This window comes from Bradyrhizobium sp. LMTR 3, from assembly GCF_001693485.1.
In the GTDB taxonomy this organism is placed as follows: Bacteria; Pseudomonadota; Alphaproteobacteria; order Rhizobiales; family Xanthobacteraceae; genus Bradyrhizobium.
In genome coordinates this window covers 33,010-46,298 of the sequence record NZ_MAXC01000055.1, presented here as the reverse complement: position 1 = coordinate 46,298, position 13,289 = coordinate 33,010, and the positions used below count along the sequence as shown (strand labels likewise).

Annotated in this window: 14 protein-coding genes; 7 read left to right on the top strand and 7 right to left on the bottom strand. The window is 62.4% G+C overall.

Features of this window, described 5'->3' with window-relative positions:
• Nucleotides 1–34: 34 nt before the first annotated feature.
• Entirely contained in the window at nt 35–1,432 is a 1,398-nt protein-coding gene (locus LMTR3_RS34415) for an MmgE/PrpD family protein (RefSeq protein WP_065749404.1), read from the bottom strand.
• Between the two features lie 32 nt (nt 1,433–1,464).
• Complete coding sequence (locus tag LMTR3_RS34410) at nt 1,465–2,358, bottom strand: NAD(P)-dependent oxidoreductase (RefSeq protein ID WP_065749403.1); 894 nt, start codon at nt 2,356–2,358, stop codon at nt 1,465–1,467.
• 182 nt (nt 2,359–2,540) lie between these two features.
• Here LMTR3_RS34410 and LMTR3_RS34405 point away from each other — a divergent pair, with 182 nt between their 5' ends.
• The 4 genes from LMTR3_RS34405 (at nt 2,541) to LMTR3_RS34390 (ending at nt 5,589) form a co-directional block, all read left to right on the top strand.
• On the top strand, nt 2,541–3,884 hold the full coding sequence (locus LMTR3_RS34405) for an MmgE/PrpD family protein (RefSeq protein ID WP_065749402.1): 1,344 nt from the start codon (nt 2,541–2,543) through the stop codon (nt 3,882–3,884).
• 43 nt (nt 3,885–3,927) lie between these two features.
• A complete protein-coding gene (locus tag LMTR3_RS34400; protein ID WP_057846897.1) occupies nt 3,928–4,308 on the top strand; it encodes a carboxymuconolactone decarboxylase family protein in 381 nt (126 codons plus the stop codon).
• A 2-nt stretch (nt 4,309–4,310) separates the two neighbouring features.
• The gene (locus tag LMTR3_RS34395) at nt 4,311–5,144 is read left to right on the top strand and encodes an N-acyl homoserine lactonase family protein (protein ID WP_065749401.1); all 834 of its coding nucleotides are present in this window, start codon (nt 4,311–4,313) and stop codon (nt 5,142–5,144) included.
• Between the two features lie 247 nt (nt 5,145–5,391).
• Entirely contained in the window at nt 5,392–5,589 is a 198-nt protein-coding gene (locus tag LMTR3_RS34390; protein WP_065749664.1) for a hypothetical protein, read from the top strand.
• A gap of 209 nt (nt 5,590–5,798) precedes the next feature.
• Here the strand turns inward: LMTR3_RS34390 and LMTR3_RS34385 are convergent, their stop codons facing one another.
• The 4 genes from LMTR3_RS34385 to nirK all read right to left on the bottom strand — a co-directional run bounded on the left by LMTR3_RS34385 (nt 5,799) and on the right by nirK (nt 9,701).
• On the bottom strand, nt 5,799–6,080 hold the full coding sequence (locus LMTR3_RS34385; RefSeq protein ID WP_065749400.1) for a hypothetical protein: 282 nt from the start codon (nt 6,078–6,080) through the stop codon (nt 5,799–5,801).
• A 124-nt stretch (nt 6,081–6,204) separates the two neighbouring features.
• Nucleotides 6,205–7,557 carry an oxygen-independent coproporphyrinogen III oxidase gene (gene hemN, locus LMTR3_RS34380; RefSeq protein ID WP_065749399.1) on the bottom strand — a complete coding sequence of 451 codons (1,353 nt, stop codon included), beginning with the start codon at nt 7,555–7,557 and terminating at the stop codon, nt 6,205–6,207.
• 89 nt (nt 7,558–7,646) lie between these two features.
• A complete protein-coding gene (locus LMTR3_RS34375) occupies nt 7,647–8,510 on the bottom strand; it encodes an SUMF1/EgtB/PvdO family nonheme iron enzyme (RefSeq protein WP_065749398.1) in 864 nt (287 codons plus the stop codon).
• A gap of 63 nt (nt 8,511–8,573) precedes the next feature.
• On the bottom strand, nt 8,574–9,701 hold the full coding sequence (nirK, locus tag LMTR3_RS34370) for a copper-containing nitrite reductase (protein WP_065749397.1): 1,128 nt from the start codon (nt 9,699–9,701) through the stop codon (nt 8,574–8,576).
• Between the two features lie 177 nt (nt 9,702–9,878).
• Between nirK and LMTR3_RS34365 the strand changes: the two genes are divergently transcribed.
• A complete protein-coding gene (locus tag LMTR3_RS34365; RefSeq protein ID WP_065749396.1) occupies nt 9,879–10,091 on the top strand; it encodes a DUF1858 domain-containing protein in 213 nt (70 codons plus the stop codon).
• On the opposite strand, the gene LMTR3_RS34360 is transcribed toward LMTR3_RS34365, so the two are convergent.
• Nucleotides 10,088–10,810, bottom strand: coding sequence for a Crp/Fnr family transcriptional regulator (locus LMTR3_RS34360; RefSeq protein ID WP_065749395.1), 723 nt, complete (start codon nt 10,808–10,810; stop codon nt 10,088–10,090). The two genes, LMTR3_RS34365 and LMTR3_RS34360, sit on opposite strands and share 4 nt — an antisense overlap.
• A gap of 197 nt (nt 10,811–11,007) precedes the next feature.
• Here LMTR3_RS34360 and LMTR3_RS34355 point away from each other — a divergent pair, with 197 nt between their 5' ends.
• Entirely contained in the window at nt 11,008–11,466 is a 459-nt protein-coding gene (locus LMTR3_RS34355; RefSeq protein ID WP_065749394.1) for a pseudoazurin, read from the top strand.
• 610 nt (nt 11,467–12,076) lie between these two features.
• Nucleotides 12,077–13,255, top strand: coding sequence for an NnrS family protein (locus LMTR3_RS34345; RefSeq protein WP_065749392.1), 1,179 nt, complete (start codon nt 12,077–12,079; stop codon nt 13,253–13,255).
• Nucleotides 13,256–13,289: the final 34 nt, after the last annotated feature.

Sequence of the window (13,289 nt, the reverse complement as noted above, 5' to 3'; positions counted from 1 at the left end):
GTTCATTGCATCCCCGTTTTCTTGTTCTCAATCATCATGATGCTGGCCGGAGCAGCCGCTCCGCTGGTTCAAGCCGGCACTGGTTGGCGATGACGCCGCTGTCCGGGAGCCGCTCGCAGCCGTCGACAAGCTCCTCCAGACCGCGCGCGCGATTGCCGCCGATGGCATCAGTAGCGGCCTGTCGAAAGCGGGTGCGGATCTCCTGCGGCGTGGCCGCTATGACATTGTCGAGACGTTGCCGGATCGTCTTTCCATTACGCAGGCCAATCGAGACTTCGGCGCCCTGTTGCGCCGGAAAGGCGGCCGTGAAACTGGAATCGCGTTGCAGCTCGGTCCGTTCGACCAGACGCAGGATCTTGGGGTCATTGATCTCTGCGTAATTGTCCTCTTCGATGGCACCGCGGGCAAGCACCGCAGCGACGCTGAAAGGAATGCTCATCTTGGCTTGCAGCGCATTCCGGTAAGGCCCTCGGGAATCACAGCCGGGATAGCGCGCCGCCGCTTCGGGGGCGAGGATCGAAACCGCCTCGATCTCTTCCGGATTCTTAAGCTCACGAGCCGCCTGCAATGCTGCCTGCGCGGCGGTTTGCGCAAAATTGCAGGCAGGGACCGGCTTGTTGTAGACCGCCATGATTTCCGGCTCCGAGCCTGCAAACAACCGAATGCCGGCAGGCGCGGCCTGGCGTCGGTAGGCCGCAAACAATCCAGCCTCGCCTTCGAGGATGGTTTCCGAGGCACAGGCGCCGGCCTCCGCCAGTTCAATCGCCGTGATGGCGTTGCGGGCGGCAAAGCCCGGATGGAAATACATCTCCGAGCCGCCGGCATGCGGCCATTCGTTCAGGCCGGACGATGTGTTGGCGGCAATCGAAACCGCGCTCGTCGCTGCATCTTCGGTGAGACCCAGCGCACGGCTTGCCGCGAGGGCGGCTCCCAACGGCGCAACCAGGCCGGTCGGCCGATAGAGGCGTGCCAGATCGGCGTTGAAGAGGGCTCGCCCGATCTGCGCGCCGGCCTCATAGCCGACGATCGCAGCGGCGAGCAGGGTGGCGCCAGACAGCGGCGTTCGCTCCGACAGGGCGAGCAGCGTCGGCCAGATCACGACGCCATGATGGCAGATGCTGGCGGCGTGCATGTCTTCGCGCACCAGGCCATGGCCGAGCGTCGCGTTGGCAAAGGCCGCGTCGCCCGGCGTCGCAAGCTTGCTTGTCCCGATGATGGTTGCGCCGTTCTCGGTGCGGCGTGCGATGCCGATCGCCTGACGGCTCCACGGATGATGACGCGCCTCGAACGCGCAGGAGAGAAAGTCCAGAAGGCAAATCTTGGCCTTGGCGACGACGCTTTCCTCGAATCGGAAGAGATCGACGGCGAGCGAAGCGCGGGCCAGTTGCCGCGCCAGAGGCGTCTCGTTCGATCCGCTCGACCCGATTGTCATTGCAATCGTTCCTCGCTCGGCTTTCCCAAATCTTAGCCGCGCATTTCCACACCGGCCCACTCTTCAAGGACCTTCGCGATCGACGTGAAATCGGATGACGCGCCATATTTGGCGTTGGTGATGGCAAGCATCTGCCGAACCACGGATCCGCACACCATCGGCACACCCATGGCCTCGGCCTCATCGATGCAAAGCCGCACGTCCTTGTAAGAAAGGCCGGTGGTGAAGCCGAAATCGAACGTGCCGGGAAGCACGGCGCGCGGGAACTTGTCTTCGGACGCGCTGTTGCGGCCGCTGCTGGCATTGATGATGTCGATCAGCACCTTGGCGTCGACACCGCCCTTGACGCCCATCGCAACCGCTTCCGACGTGATCACCAGGGCGGCCGCCGCCATCAGATTGTTGGCGAGCTTTGCGGTCTGCGCCGTGCCCGGCTTGTCGCCGGTATAAAACAGCTTTCCGAAGTGTTTTAAGATCGGCTGCACCGTCTCATAGGTGTCCTTGGGGCATGACACCATGACCGCAAGGGTGCCGTTCACCGCGCCCTTGATGCCGCCGCTGACCGGAGCATCCACCAGCGTCAGGTTTCTGGGTTTGAATCCTTCTGCGATCAGCTTGGCCGCGCCGGGTCCGCTGGTGGAGAGGTCGATCACGATGCGGGCGCGGTTTCCAGCAATGATTCCGTCAGGCCCCAGCGCGACGGCCTTGACGATGTCGGGGGTCGGCAGGCTCGCCAGCACGATATCTGCCGACGAGGCAACCTCGGCGGGGGATTTTGCAAGGCGCGCCCCGCGCTCGACGAGCGGCTTGGTGGCCTCACCCTGTGTGTCGTAGACGCACAGGGCATAGCCAGCATCCATCAGTCGCCCGGCCATCGGCCCGCCCATGCGGCCCGTTCCCACGAAGCCGATCGTCTCTCCCGCCATCGTCTCGCTCCCTGTCGCACCGCCTTAGGGCGGGTGTTCATTGTTCTTGTTGCGGCAGGGCTCCCGGCCGCGTTTCGTCGAATGTCCGGATTGTCAGTCAATCTGTCAAGCATAAGATTCCTATCGACACGCCACGGTGCGCCGGAATAGGGTCGGAAAAACGAGTCCGAGGAATTCGCTCCGTGCGGCAAGATGAAGCGCAAGGCGCCAGCACAACGCTCGCCGATTTCGTCGCCGGCATCGCGTGGACGGATGTCGCGGCGCAAAGTCACGAGGCGAAGCGCTCGATCCTGAATTTCTTCGCGACCGCGCTAGGGTCGGCGAATGATCCAGCCGTTACCGGCGCGGTGCGGACGCTATTGCCATTCTGCGGCGCTGCGACATCCGCGATCATCGGCCGTCGGGAACGGCTCGATGCGATGGGCGCGGCGTTCGTCAACGCCATTTCGGCCAATCTGCTCGATTTCGACGATACCCATCTCGATACGATCATTCATCCAGCGGCGCCGGTCGCAGCGCCCGTGCTGGCGTTGGCGCAAGCGCGAGGGTTTTCGGGGCAAGCCGTTCTCACCGCATTCATTCTCGGCGTGGAAGTCGAATGCCGCGTCGGCAACGCAGTATCTCCGGGACATTATGCGCGTGGCTGGCATATCACATCGACCTGCGGGGTGTTTGGCGCCGCCGCAGCCTGTGCCTGGCTGCTCGGGCTCTCGACAGGCCAGATCGCAGATGCGATCGGAATTGCGGCCAGTCAGTCCGCGGGGATTGTCGAAAATCTCCCGACTGCAGCCAAGAACGTCAGCGTCGGCAATGCGGCGCGCAATGGCCTGTTCGCGGCGTTGCTCGCGGCCGAGGGCTATTCGGCTTCGCCGCGGGCCATTGAAGGGCGGCTCGGCTGGGCTCGCGCCATGGGAGACGAGCCCGATGTTGGGCGTCTGACGGGCGGTCTCGGCAAGACTTGGGAAATCGCGAAGAATACCTACAAGCCCTATCCGGCGGGCATCGTGTTCCACGCCGTGATCGATGCCTGCTTCAAGTTGCGGGCAGAATTGCACCGCCGTGTCGATGATATCGGCCTCATCACGGTGCAGGGCTCAGCGCTCCTGCTGGCGCGCGGCGACCGTCCGGTTCGCAACGAACGCGACGCGCGGGTCAGCATTCATCATTGCGCCGCCTGCGCGCTGCTGCTGGGTGCTGCCGGTGTCGCCGAATTCTCGGACGCGATCGTGTTTCGGCCCGACGTCGTGGCCCTCCGCCAGAAGGTAGAGGCGGTGCTTGACGCTTCGCTTCCGGATGGTGCCGCGCGCGTCACGATCCAACTGACGTCCGGAGAAACGGTCAGCGAGGTCGTGATGGCTGCGAAGGGAAGTCTTGCCGACCCGTTGTCGGATGGCGATATCGAAGCGAAATTGCGCGATTGCGCGCGGCTGGGCGGAAGCGATTGGGATATCGATCGCATCATCGACGACGTTTGGCGTCTCGACACACTGGCCGACGTCTCGAGCCTGATGAGGGCGCATGGCTGAGCACGGCTTGAAAACCGCACTCAAACAATGGAAGGAACCAGTGATGACTGAGTTGTTCGACAAGGGATTGAAGGTCCGCAAGGAAGTGCTTGGCGAAGAGTACGTCAACAAATCCATCGCAGGCGCTGACGAATTCACTCGGACGATGGCGGAGTGGTCGACCGAGTTTTGCTGGGGGGCGTTGTGGACGCGGCCAGGACTCGACCGCCGCACCCGCAGCATCGTCAATCTGGCGATGTTGGGAGCGCTGAACAGGCCTCACGAACTGAAGCTGCATGTCAAGGGAGCGCTGAAGAACGGCCTCACCAAGGACGAGATCAAGGAGATTTTGCTTCAGGTCGCCGTGTATTGCGGCATCCCTTCGGGCATCGATGCGTTTCGAAACGCGCGGGAGGCGTTCAACGAGGTTGAAACGAAATCCTGACCATGGCCGAACAGGAGTACGAACTCTTTGCCATCCGTTATGCTACTCGCGATGCGCGGCGCAGCGAGCATTTCATCGGTGGCGATCCGCATGATGGGCCAATGCCAATGGACTATTTCATGTGGGTAGCGAGGGGCGGAGGTCGTACCTTCGTCATCGATACCGGATTCAGTGCGGAAGTATCGAAGAAGCGAAAGAGAACGTTCCTGCGCTGCCCGGTGGAGACGCTCGGCGCGTTCGGCATCAATGCGACCGAGGTCGAGGATGTCATCCTGACACATTTGCACTACGACCATGTCGGTAATTTCGACCGCTTCCCCAACGCGCGATTCCATCTGCAGGAGCGCGATCTGACGTACGCCACGGGGCGCTTTATGCGATATCCGAGGTTATCGCATTCATTCGAGGTCGATGACATCTGCGGGATTGTACGGCTGAACTATGCGCGGCGCGTCTTGTTCTACGATGGCGATGCCGAGCTCGCTCCCGGGCTTACGATACACGCGGCCGGAGGCCATTCCGCCGGGCTTCAATTCGTTCGGGTCAAGACCCGCCGAGGATTCGTCGTACTCGCCTCCGATGTCAGCCATTTTTACGAGAACATGGCTGCTGAACGTCCGTTTACGACCGCGCTCCACATCGGTGAAATGCTGGAGGGATTCGACCGCCTGCTGGCACTTGCGCCGGACGAAAGCCATATCATTCCAGGGCACGATCCGCTCGTGATGAAGCTTTATCCGTCCCCGAGCCCGCAGCTTGATGGCGTCGCCGTGCGGCTTGATGTGCCGCCATCAGCGGCCGCGCCCGTTCGCGCCGACTTTATTTTGCGGCATTAGCCTGGTATCGACCGATGGCTCAGCCTTACCACCGTCAAGGAGCGCTCAGCCGTTCGGAGGTACCGGCCATGCGACTTGAAGCCGCCAAGACAGAATGGAACCAACGGGTTCGTCAGGCGTCGAATCCCTGCCTCTGGCACTTACACCCCCGAAAATTCAAGCCGGAGGAAAACCTACCACCTAGGTTGGCGGTCCTGATGCGCGTACCACTTGGCGCCAGAACCGTTTGCGACCGAAGGAGGAGCAAATGAGCGATCGCATATCCGAGCGGAGGACGCCCACCGCGGCCGAACGGGAAGCTCGAAAGGTCTTCAGAGATGCGGACGCCAAAGTGGCACTTTCCGAGTATCAACGCGCCCAACAGGCGCTCCATGCAAATCGGGAGCGATTGAAAGCAGAGCGACTGGCCCGCGAGGCGGCCTCGGATCAAAAGGCCAAGACTTGATCGGAGAGGACATCGCCCCGCAGGGGCCTGTTCTCCAACGCGCCCTACGAGGCTCGTTGAGACAACAACGTCAATGCTTTGGTTGTCAAACGGAATTCGCCGATCGGAGAACGCCGGCGCACAAGGTGATGGCGACGCAAGCGTCATCGCTCGGTGCCCGCTCCGAGTTGAGCTATGGTCAGAGGCCGGACGTCAGTTCCGCCGCTTTTTTAGTCGCAGCGGCGCTCCTTGCGCTTGATCATGCGGCCATCGTCTCTTTCAACCGTGGTGGTCACGGTACGACAGCGTTGTCCTGGACCGATGGTGACACCGCCGGGGCCGACGCCTACTGTGGTGTCGCGGTTGTACCGTCGGCGCTGGTCCCTATCGTAATCGTAGTCGCGGTCCCGCCCGACCTGAACATCGACGCCTTGGGCCTTAACCGGAGTGACAAGCGGAGCAGTCGTCAGCACGGCCGCGGCAGCCGCCACCGTAATAGCGATTTTCATCATGTGACAGTTCCTTCCTCTTTGTAATTGAAGAGAACGGACCGGGGCGCGGAGTGTTCCACCAGGGCAGCCGAGCGCGTGTTGGCAATGGCGGGGGCTGCCACCGCTGTTGCGCTGCACATTCGGGTCAGACCGCGCGGCTATGCGTCGCTGCGGAATGTGCAAGGTGAGCATCGAACGCCGACGCGACGCTCCGAACCAGGAATTCTGCACCGTCGCTGATCGAAAGCCGATCGTCGACCATCGTCACGGCGCCGTCGGCGATGAGGCTCTCGATCCGTGACCGGTCGACGATTGCGGATCGAAGGTCGCGGCCATGCAACTTCGATACCCGGGGCAGATCGACGGCAAGATCGCACATGATGCGCTCGATGATATCAGCGCGGAAGCGATCTTCATCGGTGAACACGTATCCCTTGGCGGTGGCGAGCCGATTTTCGGCGATGCGCGTGAGATAGTCGCGCGTCGGAACGACATTCTGCACGAATCCTTGCGGCATGCGGCCAATGGCGCTGGCGCCGAGACCGATGAGCGTGTCGGCGGAATCGTCGGTATAGCCCTGGAAGTTGCGCCTCAGCCTGCCGTCCTGCCTTGCGATGGCGAGACTGTCGCCGGGAAGCGCGAAGTGATCGAGACCGATGCGGACGTAGCCTGCGTCCAGCAAGGCTTCCGCGATCGTTTCGGACTGGAGGTGCCGCTCGATGCTGTCGGGCAAGGAGTCCTCCGCGATCTTGCGCTGATGCTTCTTGAACGAGGGAATATGGGCGTAGCCGAAAACCGAAAAGCGGTCCGGCCGAAGCTCGACGCATCTGGCGACGGTGTCGAGGCACGAGTCCACCGTTTGTAGCGGCAACCCGTAGAGCAGATCGAAATTGATCCGACGGACGCCCACCCGGCGCAGACGCTCGACGGAAGTTGCGGTTTGTTCGAAGCTTTGCAGCCGATTGATGGCACGTTGGACCGCGGGGTCGAAGCTCTGGACGCCCAGGCTCGCGCGGTTGACGCCGCAGTAGCCGAGCGCTTCCGTCATCGGTTCCGTCAGCGTGCGCGGGTCGATTTCCACGGCGATTTCGGCATCGGGAAACACGAAAAACGAATAGCGCAGCGCGCCGACGAGGTCCACGAACGTCTCGGGCGACATGATCGTCGGCGTACCGCCGCCGAAGTGAACATGCGAGATCGGCATTCTGTGGCCGATCGTCTCGGCGACAAGATGCGCTTCAGTGCGCAGACCCGCTACATAGGTCACGATCGGATCGTCGCGCTTCGTGACCGAGGTGTGGCATCCGCAGTACCAGCACATCGATCGGCAGAACGGCACGTGCAGGTAGATCGAGGCCGGTTGCTGGACCGGCACCGCCTTCAGCCACTTCCGATAGTTCTCCTCGCCAATTGCCGGCGAGAAATGTGGGGCTGTGGGATAGCTGGTGTAGCGCGGCAGCCTGTCCTGCCCGTAGGATTGCGCCAAGTCCGATCGCATCTGCTCTTCTCCTTCCGTCTGCGGATCAATTACCGGACTTGTGGCGAAAGGACTTTGCTCTAGCTCAACCGCCGGCAATGGCCGGACGGTTAGGTTCGCCGTAGCAGCTTCGCAACGCTCCGCGCGACCGCTGTGACGACCGGCTGGGAGGGTTCGACAACGAGCCTGAAGCCGAGATTGGTCGGTGGGACGCCCGCGGCGCAGCCGCCGGACCTGGGATCGCGGATGAAGTCTGTCATGTAGGAACGGTGGGCGCCCTGCACGACGCGGACACCGCAATTCGTGTTGGTGATCCGCTCGCGTCCGCCGTCGAGCGAAACGCGTAGGAAGCAGCTATCGGTCCACTCCCAGATGTTTCCGGCCAGGTCGTCCAGCCCGTTGCTGTTCGTGCCGAATGTGCCTCCGGGCTGAGCGGCGGTCGCGGCCGGCCTGGCGCGGGCAGATTCGGTTTCGTAGCGGGCGATCCAGGCCTGCGCGGGATCACTGGGATCGACGAGCGGCATCGCTTCGTCGCGCGCCTTCTCGGCGGCTGCGAATGTCCACTCCTCGTCGGTCGGCAGACGATGGGTGATGCCGGTCTTGCGTGATAGCCATGCGGCGTAGGCCGAGGCATCATGCCAACTGACGCCAACGACAGGTACATCCTGCGGGCCCGTAGAGCCGCCGCTGCGCGGGCAGGCGCCTTCGTCGACACAGCGCGCGTATTCGCCGACCGTGACCTGCCGTTTCATGACGACGAGATCGGCGGGAAGGCTAAGTTTGCGCAGCGGCCCTTCGACCGGACGGCCGTCTTTCGAGAAATCGCCGGCGGCGCGGTAGCTGAACGAAATAGGCAACAGGCGCAGGACTCCCTCCTGCTCGCGGGGATCGTTAGGCGCGAACGCGGTCGCCAGAATCGGTGCGGCCAGCGCGCCGGCGAGCATTGCCGCTTTCACTTTCATCGCAATGAGCATGATCGGCTCCTTTCGTGCGACGGCCCGCGGTGGGCAACCGCGGGCCGTCATTTTCGGCTCCACCTAGCGGGTGACGGCCACCGGGTCGGCGGCACCGACTTTGTCAGGCGGGATCGGGCCGGGAGGGGTGACCTGCTTCATGAGGTCCTCGTTCCACTTGCCTTCCACCTTGATGTGGGCCGTGGCGCCGAGCTCGACGGCCTCGATCAGGTTGTGATTGACGTAGGCGTAGACACCGGGTTCGCGGAAGGTGTAGAGCGCCGCACCGGCCGAGCCGCCGCGAATGAACCAGGTCTCTAGATCCTTCTGCGGCGGGTTGTTGAACTTGCCGGCTTCCCAGACGTAGTCGCCATGCCCGCCGATCAGGTGAGGACGGGTATCGCGGTTGGCCTGCGAATGCACGAGCATGACGGTCTCGCCGACCTTGGCGGTGAGCGCGTTCTTGCCGGTGAGCGATCCGACACTTCCGTTGAACACCACGTGGCTCGGGATCAGCTTACGCATGACCTCCATCGTGTCGCCATAGGATTCGCCGATGGTTTCGTACGTCTTGTACTTGCCGTTCGCGTCCTTCGGCACATACAGCTCGTTCTCGCCGATGTAGAAGATCTTGTCGTAGCGTAGCGCCTTGCCGTCGGCATCCTTCAGGCCGTCACGCGGCAGCACCATCACCGTGCCGTGCATGCCGGAGACGACGTGCCAGGGGATCATGCCTTCCGGCGCGCAGTGATAGACGAAGACGCCGGGCCGGGTCGCCTTCCAGCGCAGCACAACCTGCTCGCCGGGATTCACATGAGTCAGTGCGCCGCCACCCAACGCACCCGTTGCCGAATGCAGGTCGATATTGTGCGGCATGCTGTTGGTTGCGGGGTTGACCAGCGTGAGCTCCATGTAGTCGCCTTCGTGAAGCACCATCATCGGCCCCGGCATCGATCCGTCGAACGTCATCGCATGGAATTTCGTGCCGGCAGGATCGATCACGACTTCCTTCTCGCGGATCGTCAGCTTGAACTCGACGATCTTCGGTCCCGTCTTGGTCGCCTGTTCATGGGCGTGGACGAAGGGCGGAGCCACCAGCTCCACCTTCTTGCGCGGCAGCTTCAGATCGTCTGCCGGCCCTGCCACGGCTGGTGCGGTCATCATCAGCGCCGCGATAGCGGCACCCATTAAAGCAGTCCTTCTCGTCAGCATGATGCTCTCTCCATCGCTTTGTGCGTCCTAATTCGATGGATGCATCATGAGCGACGTGGCCGCGAGACTCTTTGCGCTGGAACAAGGAGGGACGTTTTATTGAACGTGGAAGAGGACTGTTCGGGAATTTGCGCGCGAACAAAGAGGACTAGGTAACCGCCAGGTTAAGATTGTTGCATGAAAAAAAATGCAGTGCCGACGGTGGATCTGATGGTTGACGACGTGATGCGGCGATGGCCATCGACGATACGCGTCTTCCTCGAGTTCAGGATGCGGTGTGTCGGTTGTCCGATCGCCACTTTCCACTCGGTCGATGAAGCATGCGACGAACACAGCGTCGACGCGGCGGCGTTCCTGTCGAAGCTCCAGGATATGGCGAAAGCGGCCTAGGGGGTGGGCTTGCGCACCTTAGCGGCTTCATCGCCTTCGGCGAGGCCGTGCAACCTGTGCGCATCGCGCAAAACAATTCGCTGCCTGCCGCCCTCGACCAATCCCTGCTGCTCCCACGCGCTGAGAATCCGGCTGACGGTGTGCAACGTCGTCCCCGTCATCTCGGCGACGTCCTGCCGGCTGATGGGAAAGTCGATCTCGACGCCGGCATCGACTTTCCTCCCGGCCTGTTTGGCCAGGCGCAGTAGCGCATGCGCGACGCGCTGCTCGACCTGCTCGTTCGACATCTCCATGACGCGGGCCTGGGTATCCTGCAGGCGGCTGCCGACGGTCTGCAACGCACTGGAGGCTAGGCTCGGATATCTGGCGATCAGGCGATTCCAGGAAGACGACGGCCAGGCGAGCGCAATGCTGTCGACAGCGGCGACCGCGGTCGCCGGATAGCGCGTGAGATTCATGGCCTGCGCGACACCGAAGAGCTCGCCGGCAGAGACGTAGCGGACGACGGACTGCTGTCCCTGCGGCGTGGTCTTTTCGACGCGCAGATGCCCGTGAAGCAGGAGGTAGAAGCGATCCGCTTCCGCACCCTGATCGAAAACCGCGGTTCCCTTCGGGTATCGAATCGAACGCGCTTCCCGCAACAGTTCTTCCTGTTCGGCGGGGGCAAGGCCAGCGAACATCGGCAGGTTCGCGACCAGTGAGCGGTCGACTGAGGCCATCGATATCCTCGTTCCAATATGCCGCGGACGGTATCCGCGGCCGAAGCAGGCCTCAACGGCCTGCCAAGCTCTTAGCGTAGGTTTTGGCCTGGAGATTGCGCTGGCGCAATATCGGCAGGACCGAACGGCGGTATCCGGTACGTGGGAGCCCGGAAGACCCGGGTGCAAGTCCATGAAATCGGAAAGAGACGGAACACATGAAAAAGATTGCGATATTGGCCGCCGCCGCGGGGGTTCTACTCCTGACCGGAGGCGCCCGGGCAGCGGAGGTTGAAGTCAAGCTCCTCAACAAGGGAACCGACGGCGCAGTGATGGTATTCGAGCCGGCCTTCGTGAAGATTGCACCCGGCGACACCGTCAAATTCGTGTCCACGGACAAGGGCCACAACGCGGAGTCCATCAAGGGCATGCTCCCGGAGGGAGCAGCGCCGTTCGTCGGCAAGAACAATGAGGACATCGCCGTCAAGTTCGAGCAGGAAGGGGTCTACGGGATCAAGTGTCTGCCTCACTACGGCATGGGAATGGTTGCGTTGATCGTGGTCGGAAAGCCCGGCAACGTCGATCAGGCCAAGGCCGTTCCGCAGGTGGGAAAGGCAAAGCAGGTCTTTGCGAAGCTGTTCGACACGCTCGAGGCCAGCAAGACCGCATCCAGATAGCGATCTGCTAACGCCAGCTTCTCCAATGGGTCGGATGGATCAGCAGTGGCTCATCCATCCAGACATTGTACCAGATGCCGGACTTGCGTCGGCATGGGAAACGCAGCGCCTCGATCCCGGCCGCGTAGATGTGACCGAGTTCGAGGTCGCGATCGTCAGGGGCAAGCGCGATCGGAAGCCAGACTTCGCGCGGGTACCGCTGCTCATTGGCGATTGTTCTGTCGCCAAACGCGAAGGGCGCATTGATCTAGCGCAAGATCGGCCTACTGAGGGGACCTTTCTTCGGCCGAGCAGCAGGAACAGCAATTGGCTTTGTTCTCGGTGAAAGCCGGGGCTGTGGTTTCGCCATCGAGTTTCCGGACAAGATCGCCGGTGATCGCCTCGAAAAGCTTGCGCACGATAGCGGCATTGCTTCGGCTTCGTCCTCGCAGTCTCTCGAAAATCCGCATCGCGTCCTCCGTTGATGGTGGAACCGACAATGCAGGTCGAAGGCAGCCAAATCTTTGTCTGAGATCAAACACCTCAGCGAACGACGCTGCAATTTGTGCCCCAACAAAGAGCCTCGATCGGAACGGCTTATGATCGCAAAGAAATTTAACGGGAATAGCCGATGACGACGATGCGGAAATTGAGGGCCTATCAGGGGCCCGCGCTATTCTCATACGGCTTCCGGCCGTTCTTTCTGTTCGGCGCCATTTATGCCGGTGCGATGGTTCCGCTGTGGCTCGTGGTGTTCGCCGGCCATGTCTCGCTGCCGATCGCGTTCGCGCCGCGGGACTGGCATGTCCATGAGATGCTGTTCGGCTATGTCGGCGCTGTCATCGCCGGCTTTCTTCTGACGGCTGTGCCGAACTGGACGGGCCGCCTTCCGATCCAGGGTGTTCCGCTCGCGATTCTGTTCGCCGCCTGGCTTGCCGGAAGGCTGGCTGTGACATTCTCCGGGATCATCGGCTGGGGAATCGCGCTGGTGATTGATGCCGCCTTTCTGCTGTTGCTCGCTGCCGCAGCCGCCCGCGAGATCATCGCCGGACGCAAGTGGAACAATCTGAAAGTGGTCGGCATCATCTCGCTGCTGGCCGTCACCAACATCGCGTTTCATGTCGAGGCGCATTTCGACGGTCTGGCGGATTATTCCACGCGACTTGGCGTCGGCCTCGTCGTCACGCTGGTCTGCGTAATCGGGGGGCGGATCGTTCCGAGCTTCACGCGCAACTGGCTGGCGCGCCGCAAGCCGGGAAGGCTGCCCATCCCCTTTAGCCGCTTCGATGCGATCACGATGGTCGCGGGCGTCTGCGCCATGATCGCGTGGGCGGTGACTCCCTCGGGCCGCTTCGTCGCCAGCGCACTCGGCGTCGCCGGTCTGCTCCACATCATCCGCCTGGCTCGCTGGGCCGGCGATCGGACCGTGTCGGACCGTCTCGTGCTGATCCTTCATGTGGCCTACGCGTTCGTGCCGGCCGGTTTCCTGCTGACGGCACTATCTGCAGTGGACCTTGTCGCTCCCAGCGCTGGAATCCACGCCTGGACCGGAGGCGCGATCGGTTCGATGACGATCGCCGTAATGACCCGCGCCTCACTCGGCCACACCGGGCAGGCGCTTTCGGCCTCCATTGCCACCCAGCTCGTCTACGCTTCAATCGTCGTCGCCGCGTTGGCGCGGGTATGTGCGGCTCTCGAGCCGGCTCATTCGATCCCGCTGCTGACGATCGCGGGTGTCGCGTGGGCGGGGGCGTTTCTGGGTTTCGCGCTCGCCTACGCGCCGCTTCTGTGCAGCGCACGCAAGTTCTAAGGGAGTACGATGATCGGCGCCAGCATATCACGAT

Coding starts and splice junctions, on each gene's coding strand:
- LMTR3_RS34415 (WP_065749404.1), bottom strand. CDS start 1,432: ATGACAATCGGGTCGAGCGGATCGAACGAGACGCCTCTGGCGCGGCAA.
- LMTR3_RS34360 (WP_065749395.1), bottom strand. CDS start 10,810: ATGGCCTCAGTCGACCGCTCACTGGTCGCGAACCTGCCGATGTTCGCT.
- LMTR3_RS34385 (WP_065749400.1), bottom strand. CDS start 6,080: ATGATGAAAATCGCTATTACGGTGGCGGCTGCCGCGGCCGTGCTGACG.
- LMTR3_RS34400 (WP_057846897.1), top strand. CDS start 3,928: ATGACTGAGTTGTTCGACAAGGGATTGAAGGTCCGCAAGGAAGTGCTT.
- LMTR3_RS34345 (WP_065749392.1), top strand. CDS start 12,077: ATGACGACGATGCGGAAATTGAGGGCCTATCAGGGGCCCGCGCTATTC.
- hemN (WP_065749399.1), bottom strand. CDS start 7,557: ATGCGATCGGACTTGGCGCAATCCTACGGGCAGGACAGGCTGCCGCGC.
- LMTR3_RS34375 (WP_065749398.1), bottom strand. CDS start 8,510: ATGCTCATTGCGATGAAAGTGAAAGCGGCAATGCTCGCCGGCGCGCTG.
- nirK (WP_065749397.1), bottom strand. CDS start 9,701: ATGCTGACGAGAAGGACTGCTTTAATGGGTGCCGCTATCGCGGCGCTG.
- LMTR3_RS34390 (WP_065749664.1), top strand. CDS start 5,392: ATGAGCGATCGCATATCCGAGCGGAGGACGCCCACCGCGGCCGAACGG.
- LMTR3_RS34365 (WP_065749396.1), top strand. CDS start 9,879: ATGAAAAAAAATGCAGTGCCGACGGTGGATCTGATGGTTGACGACGTG.
- LMTR3_RS34395 (WP_065749401.1), top strand. CDS start 4,311: ATGGCCGAACAGGAGTACGAACTCTTTGCCATCCGTTATGCTACTCGC.
- LMTR3_RS34410 (WP_065749403.1), bottom strand. CDS start 2,358: ATGGCGGGAGAGACGATCGGCTTCGTGGGAACGGGCCGCATGGGCGGG.
- LMTR3_RS34355 (WP_065749394.1), top strand. CDS start 11,008: ATGAAAAAGATTGCGATATTGGCCGCCGCCGCGGGGGTTCTACTCCTG.